The following is a 26,268-nucleotide window of genomic DNA, read 5'->3' on the forward strand; positions in this document are numbered from 1 at the left end:
TTTGGGCTTGGCGGAGAAGTTTCTGAGCACCATGCTCTTGAGGGCTTCCCGGGTTTGCTCGGAGGAGCGCTTGCTGGGGCTCTCTTCCTTGTATCTGGTTTTTAGTACTTTTAGGGAGGTCATCTACGGCTCCTGAAAGTAATGAAAATATACGCTGAGTGTCATGTTTCAGGTTCTATTTGCGCTAGGGATACTAGCATTTTCCCGAAATGATAGCAAATCGGCTCCAGAAGTTGAGCAAAGTTCATCGCGCTGTCTTCATCGCGGAAAATCCCCTTTTTGTTGCGGTATATATTCATTACGGCGATGGTTTCATAGACAGGGAGTTGTTCCGCATCCGCCTCGCGTCGAACCTGAATGGGAATGGAGAGTATCGACTGGGCTTCTTCTATATCGTTGTAATACTCCAGTACATCATGTTTGAAGCGATTGCAGAACTCGCGGTTCTTGTATGCAAGATTGTCCAGAAACAGAGATATTTCGCTTTGGGTATGGTGCAGGTATTGCGCCATACCGAAACTGGCGCACATGGGGGCGCCGGGGATGATGGGTTGCGTTGTGAAACCGGCATAACCCTGTTCGACATAAGGGAAGCAAATCGGCTCTTTTATGAAGTCGTCCCGCTCGCCGAACTCGACTTTGGTAGACACCGTGAAAGTCGTATCTTCAAGCACCAGGATGCCACTGCACTTTGCAAGTTTGCCAAGTGTTGAGTTGTTGTACAGAAATAGCTTGCTGGAATCGATGATGCGGGCAATGTTGTCCATGCTGCCGTCGGCAAGCGTTACCGTATCGAGAAAACCCGATGGCACCAGGGTCATGATGTTGGCTCGATAGACCGACGACTTGCCTTCATTGCCATCCCAGTCCTTGGCCAGCGACAACACACCGTGCAGGCACTCGCGCATCAGCTTGTGGACCACGTCGGGTTTGGGCGCCTCGCTGTTGAGCTCCGCTTTGATTTCCAGACGCCGGGCGCCGAGGATACGCATGTAGGCAGAGTAGTTTCCGAGAAACGACTTTGACGGAGTGCTTTTTATGTAACTGTGCAGTTGGCTGCGCGCCGAGTTGTTTTCCCGGTTGACGGCTATTTCCCGTAGCAACAGGAACAGGCCGAGGTAGAGCAACAGCCTGAATGCCGTGGACGCTTCATTCAGCGGCGCCCCCTCGCAGGTGGGTAACAGCCCAAGGCACAGGTTGTTGAACTGTCCTGTTATTGCCGAGCTGTAAAGGGAGATGTAAGCACCCACCAGAACGGTAGCGAAAATGGCGATAGAGCCGAAGAACGCACCGCTGGGGGCAAACAGCCCTTTGAGAAATGAAGTCATGCTTGAGCAGGCCACACATCGACGAGAAGTGGCCCGGATTCTTGCATAGCCCAAGGGGGCTGGCATATCCAATTTGTTTCAGGTTTCACCGCTGCCTTCGAAGGCTCGAAGGCAGCGGCGACCTGTTCAATGCGCCGTGATGCGCTGACGCAGCGCCGAGGGGTTGGGCGCCAGCGCCAGGGCCAGCTGGGTGCGGTTGTGCATGTGGGTCAGGCGCAGCACCTGCGACACATACAGCTTCACCGTGTTCTCGGTAATGCCCAGCTCGCAGGCGATCTGATAGTTGGTCTGGCCCTTGCCCACCAGCCGCGCGACGTCCAGCTGGCGCGGTGACAGCTGGTCGAAGATCGCCGGCATGCTCTCGGCTGCCGTTGCATCCTCGCCACCCAGGCCCGTGCCCACCACCTGCTCGCGGGCCTTGCCCAGGTCCTGGTAGAGGTCGTCGATGGATTCGGCCAGGTACTGCAGCTTCTGGTTGAGGTGGCCCAGGTGCTGGAAGTTCTTCTGCCGCTCCAGCAACGCGGTCTCCTGGCGCTTGAGCCCCTCGAGCAATTCGGGGAGGTCCACCGGCTTCTGGTAGTAGTCGGCGAACCCTTCGCGCAGCGCCTTGATCACATCCTGCTTCTCGGCCCGCCCGGTGAGCATGATCGCCTCGAAGATCCGCTGCTTGCCGGCAATGGCCTTGAGCGCCTTGACCAGCTCGATGCCGTCACGCTCGGGCATGTGCAGGTCGCACAGCACCAGGCCGATTGCCGGGTCTTCGGTAAACCGCTCGATGGCCTGCTGGCTGCTGTGGCACGGTACGCACCGGTACCCGCTGCCCTCGATGAATTCACACAGCTCTTCGACGATCAACGGCTGGTCGTCGACGATCAACACCTTGAATGGACTCACTGGCTTGTTCACACGCAACTCCCTGCTGACGTGCCCTTCCTGGTACGGCCATGACGCTTGTGGTATCGAGGGGCAGTGACTAGAAAAATAGACGCAGTTGGCGGCTATGTACAACGTATGTACAGCAGGTTAGACGGGTTGTTCGATCAATGGATCCATACCGCAGCCAATAAAAAACCGGCCAGCACGAAGGGGGCGAAGGGCTGTTTTTTTGACGCTTCTTCGATCACCTGCCTGAAGCGTTGCTTAACCTTCTGACTCAGAAGGGACCACAGCCAGCGGCGGCTGAGCAACCAGATCACCACCGCCACCCCGGCACCGATGAAGGTGCCCAGCAGGTACATCCGATCAGTGGCAAGCGCCAGCGCACCCAGCAGTTTCACATCGGCGGCGCCCAGGCGCCCGAGCATGTAGCCGGGCAGGGTCAGCAGCATCACGATCAGCAGCGCCCAGCCACCCTCGCTGGCATCGGCGCCGATCCAGGTGTGCCCGGTGATGAAGAGATAGGCCAGGGCGCAGGCTGCGGCGCCAAGGGTCAAGGTGTTGTTGATCTGCCTTTCTCGGGCATCCTGTTCGGCACACAATGCGAGCCACAGCAGCAGGACGATGCTTTGCATAGGCGAAATGCCATCCCTTGGTCGTGATTGATTCTATGCTTGATTGCGGGTGTCATTGTCAGGGTAGACGCGATCATGAAAGCAGGCCTTGCAAGACGGCAAAAAGGTGCGGCGGCGATCGAATTCGCCGCCGTGTTCGTGGTGTTCTTCGCGGTGTTCTACGGGGTGGTCAGCTACGCCCTGCCACTGCTGATGCTGCAGTCGTTCCACCAGGCCAGCAGCGAGGCGGTGCGTCGCTGCATGGCGCTGGACCCGACCAGCGCCACCTACCGCACCGATGTGCCGGCACTGGCCCGCGAGGTGCTGGCCCAGCAGCTGGCGTGGATGCCGGGAACGCTGAAGTTCCAGCCCGGCACCGACGCGGTCGTGACCCTGAGCAACACCAACCTGCTGACCGTGCGCATCAACTACGCCAAGGCCCGGCTCACGACGGTGCTGCCGGTGCTCGACCTGCCGGTGGTGGGCGAGGTGCCACGCCTGCCGGCAACCCTTGGCGCCACCGCGAGCCTTCAGCTTTGAGCGGTGGCCACGGCCTGTTCGATCGCTGGCGCGGGCGCCCGGCCGCCGCGGTGGCCGCACCGCAGGCCCCGGTACCGGCGGCGGTGGGCCTGCAGCTGTGGCTCGATGACAAGGGCCGCGTGCTGCGCCTGGGCGGCCCGCTGCGCAGCGCCCTGGCGCTGCCCGCGCAGGCTGCTGCGCGGGTGCAGGACTACGTGCAGGCGCACAGCCTGCTGGTGCTCGAAGGCGAGCCCGCCGACTGGCAGGCACAACCGCTGGACCTGGACTTCAGAACCGCCAATGGCAGCACCCTGCACACCCGCGGCTGGTTGCTGGTCCAGGGCGAGGACTGGCTGTTGCAGTTATTCGATGTGGGCGATCTGCTGCAGCAGCGTCAGCAGGGTCAGGATGCCCGGCGCCAGCAGCAACTGGCCCGCCAGGTCGGCGCAGCACTGCGCGATTGCAGCCTGGAGCGCCTGCCCCAGGTGGCCGCCGAGCAGTTGCAGCGCCTGGCCTGGCACTGGCGCATGGGCTGGGCGGCGCTGCTGCTGCGCACCCCCGGCGGCTGGCAGACCTTCGCGCGGGATGCATCGAGCGTGCCCTGGGCCGACGATGCACGCCTGAGCGCGGTACTCGACCGCCTGCCGTCGGGGCGCGTGCTGTGCAGTGCCGAGTTTCCGGCCTTGCAGGTGCTCTGCCCGACTCACCCGCTGTATGTGGTGGGCCATGCGCAGCAGCATCAGGCCCAGGCCTGGCTGCTGTGCGCGGACGAGGGTGGGCAGGCCCGGCCCGAGGCGGCCCCCCTGCTGCTCGATGCCATGGCCGAGCCGCTGCTGGCGCGCCTGGCCGGCGACCGGCTGCAGGCCAGCCAGCAGCGCCTGAACAATGTACAGGGGTTGCTCGGTGCGGGCTGGTGGGAGTGGTCGCTGCACGAGCCCTACCTGCACCTGGCACCGGGGCTGGCGGCCAGTTTCGGCGTGAGTGCGCAACTGGCGCTGCCGGCCTGGTGGGCGCTGCTGCACCCGGCCGACCGGGAGGCGGCGCAACTGGCGTTCGAGGCGCTGCAGCGCGAGGGCTGCAGCCTGCAACTGTGCGTGCGCCTGCAGGCCGCGTCGCTGCGCTGGTACCGCATCTGTGGCGATGTGCACGGGCTGGGGCAGCAGCGACGTCTGCAGGGTTTCATGCTCGACATCAGCGATATCAAGGCCCAGGAGCAGCAGGCCAGGGCCGCGCACGCACGGCTGGACAACCTGATCGCCAGCTCGCCGGCAGTGATCTATATCCAGCGCTATGACGCCGGTGCGCTGCAGGCCGAATTCTTCAGTGCCAGCCTGCAGCCGCTGCTTGGCTGGACGCCCGCTGCCGACCTGCAACCGGCGCACTGGGTACACCCCGACGACCAGGCGCTGTGGCTGCAACGTACCCGCGACCTGCTGCGCGAGGGCCAGGTGCGCAGCCGCTACCGCCTGCGCGATGCGCAGGGCATCTACCACTGGGTGCTGGATGAAGCGCGCCTGCTGCGTGACGACCTGGGCCTGCCGGTGGAAGCCGTGGGTATCTGGCTCGACGTGACCGAGGCGACCCTGGCCGCCGAGCGGGTGCGCGAGAGCGAGGAACGTTACCGGGTGCTGGTGGAGGACTCGCCGGCGATGATCTGCCGCTACCGGCCCGACCTGACTGTGTTGTTCGGCAACCGCCCGCTGGCCGACTACCTGGAGTGCCTACCTGACCAGTTGCCCGGGAGCGACCTGGGGCAGTGGATGTCGCCGGCCCAGCGCGAGGCGTTCTCGCAGCGCCTGGCCGGCCTGACCCCGCAGCAGCCGGTGAGCAGTGCCGAAATCTGCCTGCAACTGCCGGGGCGCGAACATGCCTGGTGGGTGTGGTCCGACCGCGGCCTGTTCGATGAGCAGGGCCGTCTGCTGGAGGTACAGGCGGTGGGGCGCGACAACACGGCGCTGCGGCGCAGCCAGCAGCAGCTGTTGCAGAGCGCGAAGATGGCCACCCTGGGCGAAATGGCCACCGGCCTCGCCCACGAGATCAATCAGCCGTTGAACGTGATGCGCATGGCGGTGGTCAACGCGCTCAAGCGCCTGGAGAACGGCGACGTGCAGGTGGAATACCTGCAGGACAAGCTCAGGCGCATCGATGCGCAGGTGCTGCGGGCCTCGAAGGTGGTGGACCACATGCGCGTGTTCGGGCGGCGTTCGGAGGTCGAACAGCAACTGTTCGAGCCCTGGCAGGCGGTTGAGGGTGCCGTGTCGTTGCTGGCCGACGGCCTGGCTGGCAAGGGCGTGGCGCTGAACCTGGGCCCGGCGCTGAGCGGCTGCCATGTGCGCGGCCATGCCGATCAGCTGGAGCAGGTGCTGATCAACCTGGTGGTGAATGCCCGCGACGCCTTGCTGGGCCGACGTGAGGCCGACCCGCAGTTGCGCCCCTGGATCGCGGTGGAGGCCGAGCCGGTGGCGGGTGGGGTGCGCCTGCAGGTGCGCGACAATGCCGGCGGCATCGACCCGCGGCTGCTGGAGCGGATTTTCGAGCCGTTCTTCACCACCAAGCCCAGCGGCGTGGGTACCGGGCTGGGCCTGTCGGTGAGTGGCGGGATCATCGAGGGCATGGGTGGGTTGCTCAGCGCACACAATGGCGCCGAGGGTGCGTGTTTCGTGATCGAGCTGCCGGTTCAGAGCATCAGCTGAGCGCGGTTGCCGTCACAGGTGAGGTTGGCACCGACCTCGACGTTCACCAGGTCCAGCCCCAGTGCCTTGAGCAGTGCGTTGACCAGCGGGTCGACCAACTTGCCGAGCAGGTTCCTGATCACTGGCTGCAGCAGCGCCTTGACGTCATCGAGCAGGTTGCCGGCCACCAACAGCACGTTGCCGAGCAGGTTGCCGTTGAGCGGGCGGTACACCTGCAGCTCGATGCCATTGATGGTGTTGTTCAGGCTCTGCACGATATCGCTGGCCGAGGTGGCCATGTAGGCCGGTGGCAGGTCGATGTCCGGTGGCGCGCTGGCGTTGCGAAACAGCAGGTCGGTGGCAGGCCCGGTGGAGTTGCTGCCCAGCAGCGGCGCATTGACCTTGAGCCCTACGCCACCGCCAGCGAAGGCGGTGCGCGCGCCGCAGGTGGACGGCAGTATCAGGAAGCGCGTGCAGTATTTGCTGCCGATGTCGATCAGCGGCAGCGGCGAAATGGCGGTGTTGCCCGTGCTGAAAAAGGCCTGGGGATCGCTGAACATGCCCACCGAAACGTTGAGCGCCGAATTGCGGGTGCTGGCGGTCAGGGTCTTGTCCGGCTTGCAGCTGTAGCGGGTGACCTGGCTGCTGGCGCTGGCGACTTCCAGGCCGATGTCCAGGTGCACCACCCCAGGCAGCAACAGGACGTCGCTGACCTTGCACGGGATCGCCAGCAGGCAGAACACCGACTCCAGCGTGGCCACCAGATTGAGGCTGAGCAGGTTGCTGACCACGTTGGTCAGCGGTTCGGCCAGGTCGAGCACGGCGTTGAGCAGGCCGGTGATGCTGTTGAGCAGCGGCAGCTCCAGGCTGACCAGCGCACGGACCTGAGCGGTGTGCACCTTGATGGTGTCGTACTGCGGGTTGCCCACGGCGGAGATCTGTTCGGGTTCTATGACCTTGAGGCGCAGGTTGGCCTTGACCAGCGGCGGGATGTTGAGCGGCACCTCGGCGGTGGCCGCAGTGTTCTTGTTGGCCAGCATCACCGAGGCCTTGAGCAGTTGCAGCAGTTGTACCTGGGCATCCAGGCCGGACTGGACCGCGCCGTTCTGGATGTCGAGGATATCGCCCAGCTTGACCAGCGGGTTGTTGCCGGCACCGAGTACCAGCTTGCCGAGGTCAGTCACCACCTGGGCCGCCGCGCCGCCGCGCCGGGCGAGGTCGACGGCGACATCGAGCAGGTCGGTCAGGTGCAGCTGTTTGCCCAGCAGTTCATCGTAATTGCCGACCTGCACCCCGGCCTTGATGGCCAGGGCATCGAGAAAGCTCAGCAGGTCGACGTTGACGTCGGCGATGCCCTGCCAGCCCAGTACGTCGAGGTTGACGTTGCCGCCAAGGGCCTTGAATAGGGCGTTGAGCACATCGGACTTGCGTGTGTCGATGGTCAGCAGGGTGCTCTTGAGACGCAGCATCGCCTGCGGCGGCTTGGGCAGCGAGGCCACCGCACTGGCGTGCAGGGTGGTGGTGGCCGGCACGGCGCCGCCGCTCAGCAGGGCCTGTACACCGGCGGCAATGCTGGTGGCCACGGCGCTGCTGGCACTGACCCGGATCGCTTCGCTCTTGCTCGGGTTGACGGTATAGGTGCGCCGGCTGCCGGCACCGGTCTGCAAGGTGCCGCAGGTGGTGGCCAGGGTATGCTTGGCGCCGGGCGCGAAGCCGTTGCGTGCGGCGCTGGCCTGGGCCACGGTCGCCGCCTGCGGGCCGCTGCCGGTGCACACCGCACTTTGCCCAGCCGCTTCGAGGGCGGCCATGTCGACCACCCGCTGCAGCGAACGCTGTTCCAGATAGAGCCGCCCGCTATCGATCACCAACAGGGCGAACACCAGCGCCAGGGCCAGTGTCAGGGCGGCCATCAGGCCGATCGCGCCACGCTGCCGGGTTGGGAATCGGGTAGCCACGAGCACTCCTTTGCCGGCACCAGGCCGTGCGCGAACGCATGCGTCAAAGAAGTGTAGTCAAGATAATGGCCAGTCGCCTTGAGGTGGCGACCGGCCATCGCCGGCTCAGTGGGGCGGGTAGTTGGCCAGTACCTTGGCCACGGTATTCTGGATCGCGGTGTTGCGCTCGGCGGGGCCGGGCGGGTAGTTGTTCATGATCTGCTCGGCGCTGCCGCGCCATACCAGCTTGCCGTCGCGGCTGTCGAACAGGTCGACCTGGATGGTGGCGACCTTGTAGTCGACGCTGCGGGTCTCGTTGTAGGCCGGGCCGCCCCAGTAGCCACCCCAGTAACCGCCCCAGGCACCGCCGTAGTTGGTGGTGATCTGCTGCTGGCGGTTTTCGACGATCAGGTAGGTCTGCACCTTGAGGTCACCCCTGGCATTGCCCTGGGCCGGGCGCAGGCCGCGCTGGTCGAGCTGTTCGCTGACGGCCTGGCGGATGCGCTGCTCGGTGAGGTCGCTCTTGATGCGCGGGTCGTCCGGGCGATACTGCAGGGCCGGCTCCTGCCAGCTCCAGCTGCGGTAGGCCGCAAAGTCGCGGCTGGCATCGAAGTCCTGGGTGACATTGTTGCTCTGGCAGGCGCCGAGCAGCGCCAGCAGGGCCAACAGGGGGAGTAGAGCGAGACGGCGCAGCATGATGATTCTCCGGTTGCCTTCAGCTTGGGGGGTAGCCATCCAGGGCCTTGTGCACGGCATCGCGCAGGGCGCGGGCGCGCTCGCTCGGTGAGCCCTGGCTGGTGGTTTCTGCGCTGGCGCTCCAGACCGGCTGGCCGCTGCCGGCATCGAACAGGTCCAGGCGCACCACCATCACGTCGACCTGGTAGGTGCGTATGATCGGCACGCTGCCATACACACCATAGCCGTTGCGATAGCCGCCGTAGCGGTTGTAGCCGATGCCCCCGTAGCCGTAGTCGTCATAGGGGTAGTAATCGTCGCGCACCTGGCGCAGGCGCCGTTCCATACGCAGGTCGGCACTGACCAGCAGGTCGCTGCGGGTGTTGCGCGCAGGCCGCAGGCCGCGCTGGTCGAGGGCGGCGCTGACTGCGTCGGCAAGCTCGGCCGGGTCGCTGGAGGCGCTGCCGGCCGGGAGCTGGCCGTTGCGCCATGACCAGCTGCGGTAACGGCCATAGTCACGGGCACGTGCCGGGTAGGCGCTGGCGTCGAAGGTGGTGGCCGCCTGGGGCGGGGCCGGCGGCAGCGGTCGGGAGCTGGCCACATACGGGTTGCTGCCCTGGCAGGCGGCCAGGGCCAGGCACAGCAGGCCCAGGATCAAACGGTACGGCATGGCAGTCTCCCGGCAGACACGGCTCGGTACTCAGCGTGGGTGGCACATCCAGTGCAGGTAGCGGCCCAGGCCGGCAAAGGCCGGGTGGCGGCGGTGCGCCAGTTCCATTTCGAGCAGGTCGAGCAGTTCTGCCTTGGCCTGGAACTCGACGGGCATGTAGTCGTGGAACACCCGTACACCGCTCTCGCTGTGTATATCCCACAGACCTTCAAGGTGCGCCCGGAGTTCGCGCGGATCAAGTGGTTTTTGCGGGGTCAGGCTCTGCTTTTCACCGGCCAGGCTGGCCCCGCGCAGTTTGCGGAAATGGCCCTTGAGCAGGTTGCGATACACCAGTGCGTCGCGGTTGTAGAAGGCCAGCGACAGCAGGCCGTCGGCGCGGGTGAGCTGGTGCAGCACCGGCAGGATGGTCTCGGGTTCGGCCAGCCATTCGAGCACGGCGTGGCACAGCACCAGGTCGTAGGGTTCGGTGAGCTGGCCGAGCAGTTCCTGCCAGGGCGCCTGGATGAAGGTGGCCGGCTGGCCGGCGGCGGCGAAGCGTTCGCGGGCGCCCTCGAGCATAGGCGCGGCGGGTTCGGCCAGGGTCACCTGGTGGCCACGTTCGGCCAGCCACAGGGCCATGTGGCCCAGGCCCGCGCCGATGTCGAGCACGCGCAGGGGGCGGTCGGGCAGTGCTTCGGCGAGGTCGGCCTGGAGCACCGCGAGGCGGATGGCGCCCTTGGCGCCGCCGTAGATCTTTTCGGCGAAGCGGGTCGCCAGTGCGTCGAAGTGGCGGTCTTTCATCGGGCGAAGCGCCGTTCGCTGTCGGCCAGTTTGCTGCGCACCACCTGGTCCATGTCCAGGCCCAGTTCGCTGCACAGCAGCAACAGGTAGAGCACCACGTCGCCGACTTCCTGGCCGGCGTGTTCGAGCTGCTCGGGGGACAGCTGGCGCGACTGGTCCTCGCTGAGCCACTGGAAGATCTCCACCAGCTCGGCCATTTCCACGCTGGCGGCCATGGCCAGGTTCTTGGGGCTGTGGAAGCCGCGCCAGTCGTTGTTGTCGCGGATGGTGTGCAGGCGGGTGGTGAGTTCTTGCAGGTTCATGGGTGGGGGCTCTCCTCGTGCGGCGTAGCTTAGCGCGGGTCGGCGGGTTTTTCAGGGGATTGTGCTGGCCTGTTCGCCGGCAACGCCGGCTCCTGCAAGCCCTGTGTCAGGTGCATGGGGCCTTACTGCCAGAGGCTGGCCCAGGCCGACACCAGCAATAGCAGCGCCAGCCCCTGGTTGACCCGGCGCAGCACCAACGGCGAACCGCTCAGGCGCCGCGCCCCGCTGCCGAGCAAGGCCCAGCCACCCAGGCACGGCAGCGCGATCACGAAGAACACCAGGCTCAGGTGCGTCACCTGCAGCAGGCGGTCGCTGGCTGCGGCATCGATGAACACGCTGGCCACCGCCAGCGCCATCATCCACGTCTTGGGGTTGATCACCTGCAACGCCGCCGCGCCCCACAGGCCCAGCCTTGCCGACGTCGCGCCCGATTGCTGCACCTGCACTGGGCTGCGAAAGATCTTCCAGGCCAGCCAGGTCAGCCAGGCCACGCCCAGCCCGTTGAGCAGCGGCTGTACCGCCGGGGCCCGGAACAGCACCTCGCCCATACCGCTGCCCACCAGCCAGACGATCAGCGCGGCCCCTGCACCGGCCCCCAGGATGATTGGCAATGCAGCGCGCAGGCCATGGCTGGCGCTGTTGCTCAGTACCAGGAAATTGGTCGGCCCGGGGGTGATGGACGCAACGAAGGCAAACAGCATGAAGGCCAGCATGGGCAGGCTCCTTGGTAGAGGGGCTTGCATGCTCGCGTGTTGGCGCGCGTCAGTCTGGAAGCTTTGTGCAGCGCCTTCGGTACTGTGCAGGGGTCATGCCATAGGCGCGCAGGAACCAGCGCCCCAGGTGGCTCTGGTCGGCAAAGCCCAGCGCTGGCGCCACCTGTGCCGGGCTCGACCCTGCCGCCAGCAGCCGGCGTGCATGGGCCAGGCGCAGTTGCACCAGGTAGGCGTGGGGCGCCAGGCCGAACGCGGCCTTGAAGGCGCGGCTCAGGCGAAAGCGGTCGATGTTGCAAGCTGCGGCCAGTTGCTCGAGGCCGATGTCGTGGTGCAGGTGTGCATGCAGGTAGTCGCGCGCCCTTTGCGCCACCAGCGGCAGGCGCGGGTCGGGGTCGAGCCGGCGGCGCCATTGCAGATGCCCGCTCAGGTGCTCCAGCAACTGGTCCAGTGCCGCCTGGCGCACCATGCGCAGCTCCGGCTCGTGCAGCGACTGGAAGGCGCACGCGGTGGCCGCTGCCAGGCGCGGGTCGCTGGCCAGAGTGTGGGCAAAACCGGGTTGGCTGGCGGGCGGGGCATGCTCGGTGAAGCCGCGCAGCTCGCGCTCCAGCCATTGCGGGTCGAGGTAGAGCATGCGGTAGGTGAAGCCCTCGGGGCTGGGCGCATCGCCGTCGTGCAACTCGCCGGGTTCGAGCAGAAACACCTTGCCCGGTGTGCTCTGGTGGCGGGCGCGGCGACAGGTGAACTGCTGGACGCCCTGTTCGGTCACGCCCACCAGGTAGCTGTCGTGCCAATGCGGATCATAGGCATGCCCGCGAAAATGCGCGCGCAGGGTCTCGATGCCGGTATCGGGCTCCTGGCGCAGGTCTATCCAGTTGCTGTTCATCGTGTGCTACCGGCAAAGAAAACCGTTATCGCCCGGTCCGTCAGGCAGGTCTAGAAGATTCGTGCAGCGTGTGCCAACTGCCGGCCATGTGCACCAGGTCGCCGTGGCCCACCAGGCGGAACTGGCCGTCGGGTGCGACTGCGCTGCCCTCCAGCACCACTTCGCTGGGCAGGCGCACAGGCTTGTGAAAGGCCACGTCCATCTCGTAGCCGCTGAGCGGCAGGTGCCCGCGCAGCGCGGCCAGCGCCATGGCCTTGCTCCACATGCCATGGGCGATGGCCTGAGGAAACCCGAACAGGCGAGCGCTGAGCGCACTCAGGTGGATGGGGTTGTAGTCGCCGCAGACCTTGGCGTAGCGCCGGCCGATGTCGCTGTCGGCATACCAGCGGGTCAGCTCGCCCAGAGGCAGCGGTTCAGGGGGGGCGACGGCGGGTGGCTCGCCTTCGAGCTTGACGCCGCGACACAGCATGCGACTGCGCTCGTGCCAGAGCAGCCCCAGGCTGTCTTCGGCTTCGGTCATCAGGTCGAAGGTCGCGCCCTTGGCGTGGGGCTGCAGGTTGTCGACGAACACGCTGAAGCGCAGCGTGCCGATGCCACCCAGCGGGCGCACCACGCGGATGCGGTTGTTCAGGTGCACCAGGCCCAGCAGCGGGAACGGGAAGTCGTCGGCGGTCAGCAGTTGCAGTTGCAGGGCGAACGCCATCACATGGGGGAAGGTCGGCGGCAGGTGGCTGTCGTCGCCGAAGTGGCAGAGCTTGCGGTAGGCCTGCAGGCGCTGTGGATTCACGCCGATGGCGCAGTGCAGACCGCTGGCGGGCAGGCTGTCGCCGGTGATGCTGCGCTTGCGCGCAGCCTTCAGGTACAGCCCGCTCAGCCCTTGCGTGCAGTGCAGATCGTGCCAGTGTCGGTCCATGCTCATGCCCCCATCACGGCCTGGCCGCATACGCGCAGCACCTGGCCGTTGACCGCGCCACTGCCGGGCTGTCCCAGCCAGGCCACGGCTTCGGCAACGTCCTGCGGCAGGCCGCCCTGGCCCAGGGAACTCATGCGTCGCCCGGCTTCGCGCAGGGCGAAGGGGATGGCCGCCGTCATGCGTGTTTCGATGAAGCCGGGGGCCACGGCATTGATGCTGGCACCCCGCTTGGCCAGCAGCGGCGCCCAGGCCTGGGCCAGGCCGATCAGGCCGGCCTTGCTGGCGGCATAGTTGGCTTGCCCGCGGTTGCCTGCGATACCGCTGATCGAGGCCAGCAGCACGATGCGTGCGTTGTCGTGCAGCGCGCCGCCGTCGAGCAGCGCCTGTGTCAGCACCTGGGGGGCCTTGAGGTTGACTGCGAGCACGGCGTCCCAGTACTCGGGGGTCATGTTGGCCAGGGTCTTGTCGCGGGTGATGCCGGCGTTGTGCACGACGATGTCGATGCCCTCGGGGAGCGCTTCGAGCAGGTGCGCCGATGCATCGCTGGCGCAGATGTCCAGCGCCACGCTGCGCCCACCCAGGCGCGCGGCCAGGGCGTCGAGGTCGGCCTTGGCCTGGGGCACGTCGAGCAGCACCACCTCGGCGCCGTCACGGGCCAGGGTTTCGGCAATGGCGGCGCCGATGCCGCGGGCCGCACCGGTGACCAGCGCCTTGCGCCCGGCCAGCGGGCGCGACCAGTCCTGTACCTGGGTGGCGCAGGCGGTCAGGCGCAGCACCTGGCCGCTGATGAAGGCGCTCTTGGGCGAGAGGAAGAAGCGCAGCGCGCCTTCGAGCTGATCCTGCGCGGCCGGGTCCACATACAGCAGTTGCAGGGTGGCGCCGTTGCGCAGTTCCTTGGCCAGCGAACGGCTGAAGCCTTCCAGGGCCCGCTGCGCCACGCTGGCCAGCGGGTCGTCCAGCGATTCGGGCGCGCGCCCCAGGATCACGATGTGCGCACTGGCAGCCAGGCTGCGCAGCAGCGGCTGGAAGAACTCGCGCAGTTGCTTGAGCTGGTCGCTGTCGCTCAGGTGGCTGGCGTCGAACACCACGGCCTTGAGCTTGGGCCCCAGGCCCGCGACCCAGGCCGGCAGTTCGAGGCTTTCATCGGCATAGCTGTAGACCTCGTCGGTCAGGCGCCTGGCAAAGGCGGCCACGTTCGTCACCAGCGGCCCGCCGCCGAGCAGCAGGGCGCCTTCGACCGGGCGCAGCCTGCCGGCTTCCCAGCGCTCCAGGCGGGCGGGGGTGGGCAGGCCGACGGCACCGGCCACGCGCCGACCGAATGAAGAGTTGGCGAAGTCGATATAGCGGTCGCTCATGTGAACGTCTCCCGGAAATTAAGCACCAAAGTGTGGACCATGTTTCGCCTTCGGTCGTTCGACTGGCGAAAAAACACCTACGCTATAGCGGGTCTATCCCGTCTCGGAATAAGGAAGTCTGTGCATGCGCGCTTTACGTCGGGTCGCGATCATCGGCGGCAATCGAATCCCGTTCGCCCGCTCCAACGGGCCCTACGCCACGGCCAGCAACCAGGCGATGCTGACTGCGGCAATCGAAGGGCTGGTGGAGCGTTTCGGCCTGCATGGCCTGCAACTGGGCGAAGTGGCGGCGGGCGCGGTGCTCAAGCACTCGCGCGACATGAACCTGACCCGCGAATGCGTGCTGGGCTCGCGGCTGTCGCCGCAGACCCCGGCCTATGACCTGCAGCAGGCCTGCGCCACGGGGCTGGAAACCGCGCTGATGGTGGCCAACAAGATCGCCCTGGGGCAGATCGACAGCGGCATTGCCGGCGGTGTGGACACCACCTCCGATGCGCCGATTGCGGTCAACGAGGGGCTGCGCAAGTTGCTGCTGCAGGCCAATCGGGCCAAGACCACGGGCGACAAGCTCAAGGTGTTCCTGCAACTGAGGCCCTGGCACCTCAAGCCCGAGCTGCCGCGCAATGGCGAGCCGCGTACCGGGCTGTCGATGGGCGAGCACTGCGAGCTGATGGCGCAGACCTGGCAGATAGGGCGTGCCGAGCAGGACGAGCTGGCCTTGCGCAGCCACCAGAACCTGGCCCGGGCGTTTGCCGAAGGCTGGCAGGATGACCTGCTCACGCCCTTTCTGGGCCTGACCCGCGATCACAACCTGCGCCCGGACCTGACCCTGGAGAAACTTGCCAGCCTCAAGCCGGTGTTCGAGCGCAGCGCCAAGGGCACGCTGACGGCGGGCAACTCCACGCCACTGACCGATGGCGCTTCGGTGGTACTGCTGGCCAGCGAAGAGTGGGCGCGCGAGCGCGGGCTGCCGATCAAGGCGTATTTTCTCGATGGTCAGAATGCTGCGGTGGATTTCGTCAAAGGCCAGGAGGGGCTGCTGATGGCGCCGGCCTATGCGGTACCTCGACTGCTGGAGCGCAACGGCCTGACCCTGCAGGACTTCGACTTCTACGAGATCCACGAAGCCTTCGCCGCCCAGGTGCTGTGCACGCTGAAGGCCTGGGAAGACGCCGACTACTGCCAGAGCCGGCTGGGCTTGAGCGAGCCGTTGGGCGCCATCGACCGCGACAGGCTCAACGTCAAGGGCAGTTCGCTGGCTGCAGGGCACCCGTTCGCTGCCACCGGCGGGCGCATTCTGGCCAACCTGGCCAAGCTGCTGGACGAGGCCGGCCAGGGCCGCGGGCTGATTTCGATCTGCGCCGCGGGCGGGCAGGGCGTGACCGCGATCATCGAGCGCTGACCAGCGGCGCCTCCTTGGCCAGGGGCGCCGGGCGGTTGGCGTAGTGTTCGGCCATGATCGAGCACACGATCAACTGCAGCGGGTGATAGATCATGATCGGCAGCAGAATCAGCCCCAGCCCGGGATGGGCGCCGAAGATCAATGCGGCCATCGGTGCGCCGGCGGCCAGGGATTTCTTGCTGGCGCAGAACACTGCGGCGATCTCGTCGGCCGGGCTGAACCTGAGCAGCCGCGCGCTGCGGGTGGTCAGCCACAGGATCAGCGCCAGCAGCAACGCGCTGCCCAGAACGGCGGTGAGCAGTACCGAGCCACCCTGCTGCTGCCACAGCCCCGAGATCATCGAGTTGCAGAACGCCGCGTACACCAGTAGCAGGATCACCACCTTGTCCATCACGTTGGTGTAGCGCTTGTGGCGGGCAAAGAAGCGGCCCAGCCACGGGCGCAGCAACTGTCCCAGCACCAGCGGCAGCAGGAGCATGGCGCACAGGTCGAGCAGGGTGGCGCCCAGGTCGATGCCATCGCTGCCGTTGCCCACCACCAGGCTCACCAGCCACGGGGTCAGGAAGATGCCCAGCACGCTGGACAGGCTGGCGTTGAGGATCGCGGCGGGCACGTTGCCGCCGGCGCTGCCGGTCAGCGCCACCGACGAGGAGATGGTCGAGGGCAGGGCGCACAGGTACAGAAAGCCCAGCATCAGCAGCGCCGGCACATGGCTGCCCAGCACGCTGTTGCCCAGCCACCACAGCAGCGGGAACACCACGAAGGTGAAGCCCTGCACCATCAGGTGCAGGCGCCAGTTCTTCAGGCCATGGCGGATCTGTTCGCTGGACAGGTTGATGCCGTGCAGGAAGAACACCACGAACACGCCGATGTTGATCACGTATTCGGCGTGCATCGAGCCGCCGCTGGCACCGAAGTGCGGGAACAGCCAGGCGAGGAAGGTGGCTAGAAACATGCCGCACAGAAACCAGTCGGTTACCACGCGCTTGAGGTGAGCTTGCATAGGCGGGCCTGCGAATCATCTTGTAATAACGAAGCGGCAGGCTAACCTGTGGCCATTCTTCCGTCTCGCGACACAAGGCCAAGCGATGCCGAGTAACGGACAAAATCTGCTGCCACGCCCAATCCCGCTGCTCGATGCCCTGCCGCGGCCACTGTATGCGCGTGCCGAAAGCCTGGGGGCCGGCTCGTGGACGCCGCGTCATCGACACGACTGGATACAGTTTTCCTATGCGATCAGCGGGGTGCTGGGGGTGTACACCGCCGAGGGCAGTTTTTTTGCACCGCCGCAGTGGGGCGTGTGGATACCGGCCGGGGTGGAGCATGAGGTGATTACCTCGACTCGTGCCGAAATGCGCAGCCTGTATGTGCGTCAGGCCGATGCGGCGTGGGCCGGGCCGCGCTGCCGGGTGCTGGAGGTGACGCCGCTGGCCCGTGAGCTGATCAAGCAGTTCTGCCTGTTCCCGGTGGATTACGCCGAAGGCGAGAGCCCCGAGGCCCATCTGGTGCAGGTGCTGCTGGAGCAGTTGCAGGGGCTGCCGGAGGTGGGTTTTTCGTTGCCGCTGCCGCAGCACCCGCGCCTGCTCGAGGTGTGCAATGCATTGCTGGCGCACCCGGAGCGGGACGCCGGCCTGGCCTATTGGGCCGAGCGCCTGGGGCGTTCGCAGAAGACCCTGATGCGTTTGTTTCAGCGCGAGACGGGGCTGAGCTTTCGCGGCTGGCGCCAGCGCATGCGCCTGCTGTCGTCGCTGCAGGCGCTGGAGCAGGGGCAGAGTGTGACCCAGGCGGCGCTGGGTTGCGGCTATGAGTCGACGTCGGCGTTCATCGTGGCGTTCAAGGGCTTGTTCGGGGCAACGCCGGGGGAACTGTTCAGGCAGTGAGTGTCTGCCATGTCCGGGAAGCCAGGGGGCACTCGGTGCAGGCGGGATTAAATTATTTGGACATTATCGGGTCCACTTCCTTTGAGGGCCTTGTTGTATCGTGAGCGCGCATCTGGCTCATGGCTGTGAGACGATGGCCGGCAACCCGTGATACCCGTGTGTTTGGCAAAACAGGACCCAGAACAAAAGCCGATGAAGACTCCAAAACGCATAGAACCACTGATAGAAGACGGGCTGGTCGATGAAGTCATCCGACCCCTGATGAGTGGCAAGGAAGCCGCGGTGTACGTGGTGCGGTGCGGTACCGAGCTGCGCTGCGCCAAGGTCTACAAAGAGGCCAACAAGCGCAGCTTCCGTCAGGCCGCCGAATACCAGGAGGGCCGCAAGGTGCGCAACAGCCGCCAGGCGCGGGCCATGGCCAAGGGCTCCAAGTATGGGCGCAAAGAGGCCGAGGAGGCCTGGCAGAATGCCGAGGTGGCAGCCCTGTTTCGCCTGGCCAGTGCCGGCGTGCGGGTACCCAAGCCGTTCGACTTTCTCGATGGCGTGCTGTTGATGGAGCTGGTGTCCGATGCCCATGGCGATGCGGCGCCACGCCTGAACGACGTGCACCTGGAGGCCGATCAGGCCCGCGAGTACCACGACTTCGTGATCCGCCAGATCGTGCTGATGCTGTGCACCGGCCTGGTGCATGGCGACCTGTCGGAATTCAACGTGCTGCTCGGCCCTGACGGCCCGGTGATCATCGACCTGCCCCAGGCGGTGGATGCGGCCGGCAACAACCATGCGTTCAGCATGCTCGAGCGCGACGTGGGGAACATGGCCGGGTACTTCGGCCAGTTTGCCCCGGAGCTCAAGGCCACCCGCTACGCCAAGGAAATGTGGGCGTTGTACGAGGCCGGCGAGCTGACTCCGGAAAGCCCGCTGAGCGGGCAGTTCGCGGAGGACGAGCACAGCGCCGATGTCGACGGGGTGATGCGCGAGATCGAAGCGGCGCGCCTGGACGAGGCGCGCCGGCAGGCTGCACGCGCCGAGGCGGAGAACGGCCCGGCCAAGGCCGAGGAACCGCCACCGCCGTGGATGCAGTAACGCGCTAGTGACAGCAGCTGCCGGCTGCCAGGTCCTTGAGGATCGGGCAGTCGGGGCGATCGTCCCCCTGGCAGTGGGCGACCAGCTCGCTCAGCGTATCGCGCAGGCTCACCAGCTCGTCGATGCGCCGGTTCAGGTCGGCTATATGCTCGTTGGCCAGGGCTTTCACGTCGGCGCTGGCGCGCTGGCGGTCCTGCCACAAGGTCAGCAGTTTGGCCACTTCCTCCAATGAAAACCCCAGGTCTCGCGAGCGCTTGATGAATGCCAGCGCGTGCAGGTCGTCCTGCTGGTAGAGGCGGTAGCCACTGTCGCTGCGCGAGGCCGGCTTGAGCAGGCCGATGGACTCGTAATAGCGGATCATCTTGGCGCTCAGGCCGGTACGTTTGGCGGCTTGTCCGATGTTCATGGGGCATCGTCCTGTGGCGGCGTTTGCGGTTTCCAGGTTTTGAGCAGCAAGGCGTTGCTGACCACGCTGACGCTCGACAGGGCCATGGCCGCACCGGCCAGCACCGGGTTGAGCAGGCCGAAGGCCGCCAGCGGAATACCGATCAGGTTATAGATGAAGGCCCAGAACAGGTTCTGGCGGATCTTGGCGTAGGTCTTGCGGCTGATCTCCAGGGCGGCTGGTACCAGGCGCGGGTCGCCGCGCATCAGGGTGATGCCGGCGGCCTGCATGGCCACATCGGTGCCGCCACCCATGGCGATGCCGATGTCGGCGGCGGCCAGGGCCGGCGCGTCGTTGATGCCGTCACCCACCATCGCTACCACACCCGATTTCTTCAGTTCGAGAACAGTGGCGGCCTTGTCGGCCGGCAGCACCTCGGCGTACACATCATTGATGCCAAGGGCCTGGGCCACCACCTTGGCGCTACCGCGGTTGTCGCCGGTCAGCAGGTGGCTGCTGATGCCCTGTTGGCTCAGCTGGCGTACGGCCGCTTCTGCGCCAGGCTTGAGGCTGTCGCCGAAGGCGAACAGGCCCAGCACCCGTGGTTGCGCACCGCGCTCGATCAGCCACGACAAGGTGCGCCCCTCGGCCTCCCAGGCCTGGGCGCTGGTGGCGAGTTCACCCGGTTGCAGGCCGCTTTCTTCCAGCAGGCGACGGTTGCCCAGGGCCAGGTCGCGGCCATTGAGGTGGCCGGCGATGCCGCGGCCGGTCAGCGATTGGCTGTCGTCGATGTCGGGTACGGTCAGGCCCTGCTCCTGGCAGGCATCCAGTACCGCCTTGGCCAGCGGGTGTTCGCTGCCGCGTTGCAGGGCGCCGGCCAGTTGCAGCAGTTCGCCTGCCTCGATGCCCTGGGCCTTGCTGTGAACTATGCGCGGGCTGCCGGAAGTGAGGGTGCCGGTCTTGTCGAACACCACGCGGTTGACTGCATGGGCACGCTCCAGCGCTTCGGCGTCCTTGATCAGGATGCCGTGGCGCGCGGCCACGCCGGTACCGGCCATGATCGCGGTGGGTGTGGCCAGGCCCAGGGCACAGGGGCAGGCGATGACCAGCACGGCCACGGCATTGATCAGCGCGGTTTCGATTGGCGCGCCGGCCAGCCACCAGCCGACCAGGGTTGCCAGGGCCAGCACCAGCACGGCTGGCACGAACACCTGGCTGACCCGGTCGACCAGTTTCTGGATGGGGGCCTTGGCGGCCTGGGCGTCTTCGACCAGGCGGATGATGCGCGCCAGCACGGTTTCAGTACCCAGGGCCAGCACACTTACCAGCAGGCGGCCTTCGCCATTGATGGCGCCGCCAGTCACGCGGTCGCCCGGCTGCTTGGGCACTGGCAGGCTTTCGCCGCTGATCAGGGCTTCGTCGGCATGGCTCTGGCCCTCGATCACCTCACCGTCCACCGGGAAGCGTTCGCCAGGCAGCACGCGCACCAGGTCATGCAGGCGCAGGGCGCTGATGGGTACGTCGCGCTCTTGGCCGTCGATCACCTGCAGGGCGCGCTCAGGGCGCAGGGCTTCGAGGGCGCGGATGGCACTGGCGGTCTGGCGCTTGGCGCGGCTTTCCAGGTACTTGCCCAGCAGCACCAGGGCGATGACCACCGCCGAGGCTTCGAAATACAGGTGCGGCATGCTGCCTGCGGTGGCCCGCGCCCATTCGTACAGGCTCAGGCCGTAACCGGCGCTGGTGCCCAGGGCTACCAGCAGGTCCATGTTGCCGGCCCCGGCGCGTACCGCCTTCCAGGCCGCGACATAGAACCGTGCGCCCAGGATGAACTGCACGGGGGTGGCCAGTACGAACTGTGCCCAGGCCGGCAGCATCCAGTGGATGCCGAAGGGCTGCAGCAGCATCGGCAGCACCAGCGGCAGGGCCAGCAGTATGGCCAGGCCGACCGACCAGCGCTCCTTGCGCAGGCGTCGCTCGGCGTCGGCCTGATCGGCCTTGCCCGCTTGCGGCAGGCTGGCCGTGTAACCTGCCTGGGTCACCGCGTCGATCAGCAGCGCGCTGTCGACCTGCCCCAGCAGCTCGATGTGCGCGCGCTCGTTGGCCAGGTTGACGCTGACCCGCTGTACGCCGGGCACCTTGTTCAAGGCCCGCTCCACGCGCCCGGCACAGCTGGCGCAGGTCATGCCGCCAATCTGCAGTTCGAGGCTCTGGGCGGGCACGCTGTAACCGGCCTGGCTGACGGCGTCGACCAGTGCCGGCAGGGCGTCGGCAGGGGCTTGCACCCGGGCGTGTTCGGTGGCGAGGTTGACGCTGACGTGTTCGGCGCCGGCGACTTTGCGCAGGGCGCGCTCGACACGACCGGCGCAGCTGGCGCAGGTCATGCCTTGAATCGGCAGATCGAAGGTGGTTGATGCGGACATGGGGCTCTCCTCCTTGGACAGGCGCCAAGCATCAACCTTACCCCATTGGCAAGGTCAATAGCCCAGAGCGGCCTTCTTCAGGCTGAGGCCATTGTTGTCCATGACGATGCGGTACTTGTTGACCTGGCCCGCCAGTACGTTGATTCGTGTGCTGCGCTGGTTCTCGATGCCGTTGTTGCAACCCGGTGCCTGCCCGGGAAGCAGGCGCAGGCGCACGTTCACCGGGCCGCCCGGCAGGTTGAACGAGGTGGAGTGTTCCTGGAACAGTCGCGCCGACAGCTGGTCGTTGAGATAGATGCCGATCTCGCAGGACGTGGCGACCTCCAGACGCTCGCGGGAAATGATCAACACGCTGTAGTCCGACGGCCCTTCGGCGCTGGCCAGGGGCACGATGCTGCACAACCCGAGCAAACCGATAAGGCCCAATGCTGCCCTGCCCATGAATGAATCTCCTGCTGATCGTTCGACAAGGGCGCAGCTTGGCCGAGCTTGGCGCGGATTTCCAGTTCGGCATGCACTTGACCTTGCCCCGATGGCAAGCTTGAGACTGCGCTCAAATCCCAAGGAGGTAGTTCCCATGCAAGTATTCACTGTTCAAGGCATGACCTGTGGCCACTGTGTGAAGGCCGTGACCCGTGCGGTACAGAGCCAGGATGCACAGGCCATCGTAGAGGTGGACCTGGCCAGCAAGCAGGTGCGCGTCGACAGTTCGCTGCAGGCGCCGCAGATCGTGCAGGCGATTGTCGATGAGGGTTACAAGGCCGAGCTTGTGGCCTGAACAAGCCGGTAGCCGCTTCGCCTGTAGGAGCCAGCCTTGCTGGCGAACCGGCGCGAAGCGGCTACCGACCCTGCATGGGCGGTGTGTCTGCTGCACTGTGCATTCCGGTGTGCGAGCGCTGCGCGCTCGATCCCCGGCAAGGCCGGCTCCAACAAGGGGCGCACGTGCCAGCGAATTCGGCAAAAGATTCGCGGCTTATCCATGGCAGCCCGGTTAGACTAAGGCACTTGCTTAGCCTGCTATGGATTCCCGATGAACCTGCGCACCATCCTGATCCTCGGCGCACTCAGTGCGTTCGGGCCGTTGGCGATCGATTTCTACTTGCCCGGCTTCCCGGCAATGGCCCTGGCCTTTGCGACCGACGAAAAACACATCCAGACCACCCTGGCGGCCTATTTCCTGGGCCTGTCGCTGGGGCAGCTGGCCTATGGCCCGGTGGCCGACCGCTTCGGTCGACGCATTCCGCTGCTGGTCGGGGTGACCCTGTTTACCCTGGCGTCGCTGGCCTGTGCCTTTGCACCGAGCCTGGACGCCCTGATCGCCGCGCGTTTTGTACAGGCCCTGGGTGGTTGCGCAGGCATGGTGCTGTCGCGGGCCATCGTCAGCGACAAGTGTGATGCAGTGGCTTCGGCCAAGGTGTTCTCGCAACTGATGCTGGTGATGGGCCTGGCGCCGATCCTTGCCCCGATGCTGGGCGGGGTGCTGGTCAACCTGTATGGCTGGCAGTCGATCTTCCTCGTGCTCACCCTGTTCAGCGCCGGCTGTACGCTGGCTGTTGCCCTGGGCCTGCCGGAGAGCCTGCCTTCCAACCAACCACGCCAGCCGCTGTCGGGGGCGTTGCGCCAATACGGGCGCCTGCTCAAGGACCGCGTGTTCATGGGGCATGCACTGACCGGCGGCATCGCGATTGCCGGCATGTTCGCCTATATCGCCGGGTCGCCCTTCGTGTTCATCAAGCTTTATGGCGTACCGGCCGAACATTACGGCTGGCTGTTCGGCAGCAATGCGGCGGGCTTCATCCTGGTGGCGCAGGTGAATGCGCGATTGCTGGCCAAGCGTGGGCCTGCCTTTTTGCTGGCCCGCACGGTGTGGGTATACCTGGCGGCCGGGCTGGTGCTGCTGGGAATCAGCGCGCTGCATACGCAGGCGCTGTGGCCGTTGCTGGTGCCGCTGTTCGTGTGCATTGCCAGCCTTGGCTGCATCATCCCCAACGCCTCGGCCTGCGCCATGAGCGGGCAGGGTGCCCGCGCCGGCAGTGCCTCGGCGTTGCTGGGGTGCGTGCAGTTCAGCGTGGCGGCGGGTGCGGCTGCCCTGGTGGGAGTGCTGCATGACGGCAGCGCGCTGCCGATGGCGCTGGTCATCAGCCTGTGCGGTGCGGCGGCGGTGGGCGTGGCTATGTTGACCCGACGCCTGCAGCTCAGCCGACCTGCTTGAGCGGGTGCGGGGCCCGCAAGCGTTGTTGCAGGGTGTCGACAAAGGCGCGAGCCTCGGCCTCGCTGCGAAAGCTGACCACATGCTGGTCGAGCTGAACCTGCCACGGGCACCCGGGTTTGCGGGCTGATGCACTGACGATAATCTTCATCGCTGCCTACCTGTGTGGTTGGGTAAATGCAGCAGCATTGTAGCGCCGCGACCGGGCCCCGGCATGACCGGCGTCAGTGTACTGACTGACGGTCATGCCGGGGCCCGGAGGGGCTCAGAACCCTTCCAGCACGATCTTGCCCTTGGCTGCACCGCTTTCGAGCAGCGCATGGGCCCGGCGCAGGTTGGCTGCATTGATCGGGCCGAAATGCTCGCCCAGGGTGGTCTTGAGGGTGCCTGCGTCGATCAGCTCGGCCACGCGGTTGAGCAGCGTGTGCTGCGCCTGCATGTCGGCGGTTTCGAACAGCGAGCGGGTGTACATGAATTCCCAGTGCAGCGACAGGCTCTTGCGCTTGAGCTTGGTCACGTCCAACTGCTTGGGGTCGTCGATCAGCGCCAGCTTGCCCTGCGGGGCGAGTGCCTCGACCAGTTGATCCAGGTGCTGGTCGGTCTGGGTGAGGCTGGCAACGTGGGTAACGCTATCGATACCCTGCGCCTTCAGGGCCTGGGCCAGTGGCTGACGGTGATCGACTACCACATCGGCGCCCAGCTCCCTTACCCAGGCCTGGGTTTCGGGGCGTGAAGCGCTGGCGATGACCTTGAGCCCGGTCAGTTGGCTGGCCAGTTGAGTCAGGATCGAACCGACGCCGCCGGCGCCACCGACGATCAGCAGGCTCTGGCCCAGGTCGGCCTTGCCTTCGGCGATCTGCAGGCGTTCGAACAGCAGCTCCCAGGCGGTAATGGCGGTCAGCGGCAATGCGGCGGCTTCGGCGAATCCCAGGGTTCGGGGCATGTGCCCGACGATGCGCTCGTCGACCACGTGCAGCTCGCTGTTGCCCCCGGCGCGGGCGATGGAGCCTGCGTAGTAGACCTTGTCGCCAGGCTGGAACAGGCTGACCTCGCTGCCCACCGCCTTGACCACACCGGCAACGTCCCACCCCAGCACCTTGGCCACGCCGGCCTCGGGCTGCACGTTCTGGCGCACCTTGGTGTCGACCGGGTTGACCGAGATGGCGTGCACCTGCACCAGCAGGTCGCGCGGGCCAGGCTGCGGGGCGGGCAGCTCGATGTCCTGCAGCGCGGCGGGGTCGGCGATCGGCAACGATTGATAGTAGGCAATGGCTTTCATGAAGAGGTCCTTGAGGGGGGGAGTGCCGCCATCATCAGTGCTTTCACTTGGGGTTAAAACCCGATAAAACGGCAGATACTTTCAATTTTTTTTTGATAATGAGGCCGACAAGTGCTGCGTACCGATGATCTGCAACTGTTCGTGCGCGCTGCGGAACTGGGCAGCCTGTCGGCCGCTGCGCGCCAGCTCGACCTTTCGCCGGCAGTGGCGAGCGCAGCGCTCAAGCGCCTTGAGGCGCAATTGAAGGTGCGGCTGCTGGCCCGTTCGACGCGCAGTCTGCGCCTGACCGCTGAAGGCGAGGGGTTCCTCAACCACGCCCGGGTAGCCTTGGCCAGCCTCGAGGAGGGACGGCGGGCGTTGGCTCAGGGCCAGGCCGAGGTGAGCGGCGTGCTGCAGTTGTCGGCACCGTCGGATTTCGGACGCAATGTGCTGTTGCCCTGGTTGGACCAGTTGCAGCAGGCGCACCCGTTGCTGAACGTGCGCCTGCTGCTGGGCGATCGCAATGCCGACCTGTTTCGCCAGCCGGTGGATGTGGCGCTGCGCTACGGTACCCCCGAAGACTCGAGCCTGGTGGCGCTGCCCCTGTGCCCCGACAACCGCCGGGTGCTGTGCGCCGCACCTGATTATCTGGCGCGCCATGGCCAACCGGCGACGGTTGCACAGCTGGCCGAGCACAACTGCCTGCTGTACCAGTTGGGTGGCCGTGTGCATGACCAGTGGCGCTTCAGTGACGGGGCCGCGACACAGACGGTGCTGGTGCGTGGCGACCGCTTTTGCGATGACGCCGACGTGGTACGGCGCTGGGCCGTGGCAGGTGTGGGCATTGCCTACAAGTCCTGGCTGGATGTGGCAGCCGATGTGAAGGCCGGGCGCCTCGAAGTGCTGCTGCCCGGGGTGCGGGGTGAAGCTGCGCCGCTGAATCTGCTGTGCACCCACCGGGCGCAGCTCGGCAAGCCGGTGCAGTTGCTGCGCGACGAACTCAAGGCCAGATGCCGGCACCTGCTGGAGCCGCTGCTGGCGATGACCGGCTAGGCAGGGCCGGCTGTCGGGCGCTGGATCAGGGTCATACATTTCATTTTAGGTTGAGTGACTTGTTTACCTTGAATGTAGGGCGTTGCGCGCTCATCGGCCCTTGAGCGCAACCCTCGCTCTGCAGGGAAAGCCGCCCCCATGCGGCTGTGGTGCCAGGGGCGGAAGGCCCGCCACCCGAAAGCGACCTTTGCAGAAGGCCACATGGTTGCCCAAAACGGGCAATTTTGCCGGAGATAGAGGCCGTTTAAGTGCTTACAGGCCGGCATATACTTGCCCCCGCAGTCGTTACCAGCAAGAGACGTTTCCATTGCAGGGGCGGGCAAGTTACGTCTTCGGAATCC

Annotated in this window: 26 protein-coding genes; 8 read left to right on the forward strand and 18 right to left on the reverse strand. The window is 66.0% G+C overall.

Annotated elements, in window-relative coordinates; all coding sequences use genetic code 11:
• Window positions 1-161: 161 nt before the first annotated feature.
• From DN387_RS25345 to DN387_RS25355, 3 genes are all read right to left on the reverse strand, one after another.
• Window positions 162-1,328 carry a hypothetical protein gene (locus DN387_RS25345; protein WP_054916643.1) on the reverse strand — a complete coding sequence of 389 codons (1,167 nt, stop codon included), beginning with the start codon at window positions 1,326-1,328 and terminating at the stop codon, window positions 162-164.
• Between the two features lie 126 nt (window positions 1,329-1,454).
• Window positions 1,455-2,234 carry a response regulator transcription factor gene (locus DN387_RS25350; protein WP_043860938.1) on the reverse strand — a complete coding sequence of 260 codons (780 nt, stop codon included), beginning with the start codon at window positions 2,232-2,234 and terminating at the stop codon, window positions 1,455-1,457.
• A gap of 134 nt (window positions 2,235-2,368) precedes the next feature.
• Window positions 2,369-2,839 carry an A24 family peptidase gene (locus tag DN387_RS25355; protein WP_043860939.1) on the reverse strand — a complete coding sequence of 157 codons (471 nt, stop codon included), beginning with the start codon at window positions 2,837-2,839 and terminating at the stop codon, window positions 2,369-2,371.
• 75 nt (window positions 2,840-2,914) lie between these two features.
• Here DN387_RS25355 and DN387_RS25360 point away from each other — a divergent pair, with 75 nt between their 5' ends.
• Window positions 2,915-3,358, forward strand: coding sequence for a TadE/TadG family type IV pilus assembly protein (locus DN387_RS25360; RefSeq protein ID WP_043860940.1), 444 nt, complete (start codon window positions 2,915-2,917; stop codon window positions 3,356-3,358).
• Window positions 3,355-6,030 (forward strand): PAS domain-containing sensor histidine kinase, encoded by a 2,676-nt coding sequence (locus tag DN387_RS25365; protein WP_054916642.1) that lies wholly within the window; start codon window positions 3,355-3,357, stop codon window positions 6,028-6,030. Before DN387_RS25360 ends, DN387_RS25365 begins: the two co-directional genes overlap by 4 nt.
• On the opposite strand, the gene DN387_RS25370 is transcribed toward DN387_RS25365, so the two are convergent.
• The 9 genes from DN387_RS25370 to DN387_RS25410 form a co-directional block, all read right to left on the reverse strand.
• On the reverse strand, window positions 6,015-7,964 hold the full coding sequence (locus tag DN387_RS25370) for a pilus assembly protein TadG-related protein (protein ID WP_236172041.1): 1,950 nt from the start codon (window positions 7,962-7,964) through the stop codon (window positions 6,015-6,017). The genes DN387_RS25365 and DN387_RS25370 overlap by 16 nt on opposite strands.
• 105 nt (window positions 7,965-8,069) lie before the next feature.
• Entirely contained in the window at window positions 8,070-8,639 is a 570-nt protein-coding gene (locus DN387_RS25375; protein ID WP_054916641.1) for a DUF4136 domain-containing protein, read from the reverse strand.
• Between the two features lie 19 nt (window positions 8,640-8,658).
• Window positions 8,659-9,288, reverse strand: a complete 630-nt coding sequence (locus DN387_RS25380) for a DUF4136 domain-containing protein (RefSeq protein ID WP_054916640.1) — start codon at window positions 9,286-9,288, stop codon at window positions 8,659-8,661.
• Window positions 9,289-9,318: 30 nt separating this feature from the next.
• Window positions 9,319-10,068 carry a methyltransferase domain-containing protein gene (locus DN387_RS25385; protein WP_054916639.1) on the reverse strand — a complete coding sequence of 250 codons (750 nt, stop codon included), beginning with the start codon at window positions 10,066-10,068 and terminating at the stop codon, window positions 9,319-9,321.
• On the reverse strand, window positions 10,065-10,370 hold the full coding sequence (locus DN387_RS25390; protein WP_043860945.1) for a MazG-like family protein: 306 nt from the start codon (window positions 10,368-10,370) through the stop codon (window positions 10,065-10,067). The genes DN387_RS25385 and DN387_RS25390 overlap by 4 nt, the downstream gene beginning before the upstream one ends.
• A gap of 122 nt (window positions 10,371-10,492) precedes the next feature.
• Window positions 10,493-11,083, reverse strand: a complete 591-nt coding sequence (locus DN387_RS25395) for a LysE family translocator (protein WP_156326258.1) — start codon at window positions 11,081-11,083, stop codon at window positions 10,493-10,495.
• A gap of 49 nt (window positions 11,084-11,132) precedes the next feature.
• A complete protein-coding gene (locus DN387_RS25400) occupies window positions 11,133-11,966 on the reverse strand; it encodes an AraC family transcriptional regulator (protein ID WP_043860947.1) in 834 nt (277 codons plus the stop codon).
• Window positions 11,967-12,006: 40 nt separating this feature from the next.
• The gene (locus DN387_RS25405) at window positions 12,007-12,879 is read right to left on the reverse strand and encodes a MaoC/PaaZ C-terminal domain-containing protein (RefSeq protein WP_043860948.1); all 873 of its coding nucleotides are present in this window, start codon (window positions 12,877-12,879) and stop codon (window positions 12,007-12,009) included.
• A gap of 2 nt (window positions 12,880-12,881) precedes the next feature.
• Window positions 12,882-14,234, reverse strand: a complete 1,353-nt coding sequence (locus tag DN387_RS25410; RefSeq protein ID WP_054916637.1) for a 3-oxoacyl-ACP reductase — start codon at window positions 14,232-14,234, stop codon at window positions 12,882-12,884.
• 124 nt (window positions 14,235-14,358) lie between these two features.
• Between DN387_RS25410 and DN387_RS25415 the strand changes: the two genes are divergently transcribed.
• On the forward strand, window positions 14,359-15,636 hold the full coding sequence (locus tag DN387_RS25415; protein ID WP_043860950.1) for an acetyl-CoA C-acetyltransferase: 1,278 nt from the start codon (window positions 14,359-14,361) through the stop codon (window positions 15,634-15,636).
• Here the strand turns inward: DN387_RS25415 and DN387_RS25420 are convergent.
• Window positions 15,623-16,639, reverse strand: coding sequence for a bile acid:sodium symporter family protein (locus DN387_RS25420; RefSeq protein WP_043860951.1), 1,017 nt, complete (start codon window positions 16,637-16,639; stop codon window positions 15,623-15,625). The two genes, DN387_RS25415 and DN387_RS25420, sit on opposite strands and share 14 nt — an antisense overlap.
• Before the next feature lie 85 nt (window positions 16,640-16,724).
• Between DN387_RS25420 and DN387_RS25425 the strand changes: the two genes are divergently transcribed.
• A complete protein-coding gene (locus tag DN387_RS25425; RefSeq protein ID WP_054916636.1) occupies window positions 16,725-17,516 on the forward strand; it encodes a helix-turn-helix domain-containing protein in 792 nt (263 codons plus the stop codon).
• Window positions 17,517-17,708: 192 nt separating this feature from the next.
• A complete protein-coding gene (locus DN387_RS25430; protein ID WP_043860953.1) occupies window positions 17,709-18,602 on the forward strand; it encodes a PA4780 family RIO1-like protein kinase in 894 nt (297 codons plus the stop codon).
• Window positions 18,603-18,606: 4 nt separating this feature from the next.
• Here the strand turns inward: DN387_RS25430 and cueR are convergent, their stop codons facing one another.
• From cueR to DN387_RS25445, 3 genes are read right to left on the reverse strand one after another with little or no spacing between them, the layout of a single operon-like run.
• Window positions 18,607-19,008: a Cu(I)-responsive transcriptional regulator gene (gene cueR, locus DN387_RS25435; RefSeq protein ID WP_043860954.1), complete on the reverse strand. Its 402-nt coding sequence runs from the start codon at window positions 19,006-19,008 to the stop codon at window positions 18,607-18,609.
• Window positions 19,005-21,407 (reverse strand): heavy metal translocating P-type ATPase, encoded by a 2,403-nt coding sequence (locus DN387_RS25440; RefSeq protein ID WP_054916635.1) that lies wholly within the window; start codon window positions 21,405-21,407, stop codon window positions 19,005-19,007. The genes cueR and DN387_RS25440 overlap by 4 nt, the downstream gene beginning before the upstream one ends.
• Window positions 21,408-21,461: 54 nt before the next feature.
• The gene (locus DN387_RS25445) at window positions 21,462-21,848 is read right to left on the reverse strand and encodes a hypothetical protein (RefSeq protein ID WP_054916634.1); all 387 of its coding nucleotides are present in this window, start codon (window positions 21,846-21,848) and stop codon (window positions 21,462-21,464) included.
• 136 nt (window positions 21,849-21,984) lie between these two features.
• Here DN387_RS25445 and DN387_RS25450 point away from each other — a divergent pair, with 136 nt between their 5' ends.
• Window positions 21,985-22,185 carry a heavy-metal-associated domain-containing protein gene (locus tag DN387_RS25450; protein ID WP_043860957.1) on the forward strand — a complete coding sequence of 67 codons (201 nt, stop codon included), beginning with the start codon at window positions 21,985-21,987 and terminating at the stop codon, window positions 22,183-22,185.
• 252 nt (window positions 22,186-22,437) lie between these two features.
• A complete protein-coding gene (locus DN387_RS25455) occupies window positions 22,438-23,619 on the forward strand; it encodes a multidrug effflux MFS transporter (RefSeq protein WP_054916633.1) in 1,182 nt (393 codons plus the stop codon).
• On the opposite strand, the gene DN387_RS25460 is transcribed toward DN387_RS25455, so the two are convergent.
• Window positions 23,603-23,767: a sensor domain-containing protein gene (locus tag DN387_RS25460; RefSeq protein WP_116052671.1), complete on the reverse strand. Its 165-nt coding sequence runs from the start codon at window positions 23,765-23,767 to the stop codon at window positions 23,603-23,605. The two genes, DN387_RS25455 and DN387_RS25460, sit on opposite strands and share 17 nt — an antisense overlap.
• Before the next feature lie 114 nt (window positions 23,768-23,881).
• Window positions 23,882-24,895 (reverse strand): zinc-binding alcohol dehydrogenase family protein, encoded by a 1,014-nt coding sequence (locus tag DN387_RS25465; protein ID WP_043860959.1) that lies wholly within the window; start codon window positions 24,893-24,895, stop codon window positions 23,882-23,884.
• Between the two features lie 111 nt (window positions 24,896-25,006).
• Between DN387_RS25465 and DN387_RS25470 the strand changes: the two genes are divergently transcribed.
• A complete protein-coding gene (locus tag DN387_RS25470) occupies window positions 25,007-25,927 on the forward strand; it encodes a LysR family transcriptional regulator (RefSeq protein ID WP_043860960.1) in 921 nt (306 codons plus the stop codon).
• Window positions 25,928-26,268: the final 341 nt, after the last annotated feature.

The organism is Pseudomonas sp. FBF18 (assembly GCF_024261405.1).
GTDB lineage: Bacteria > Pseudomonadota > Gammaproteobacteria > Pseudomonadales > Pseudomonadaceae > Aquipseudomonas > Aquipseudomonas palmensis.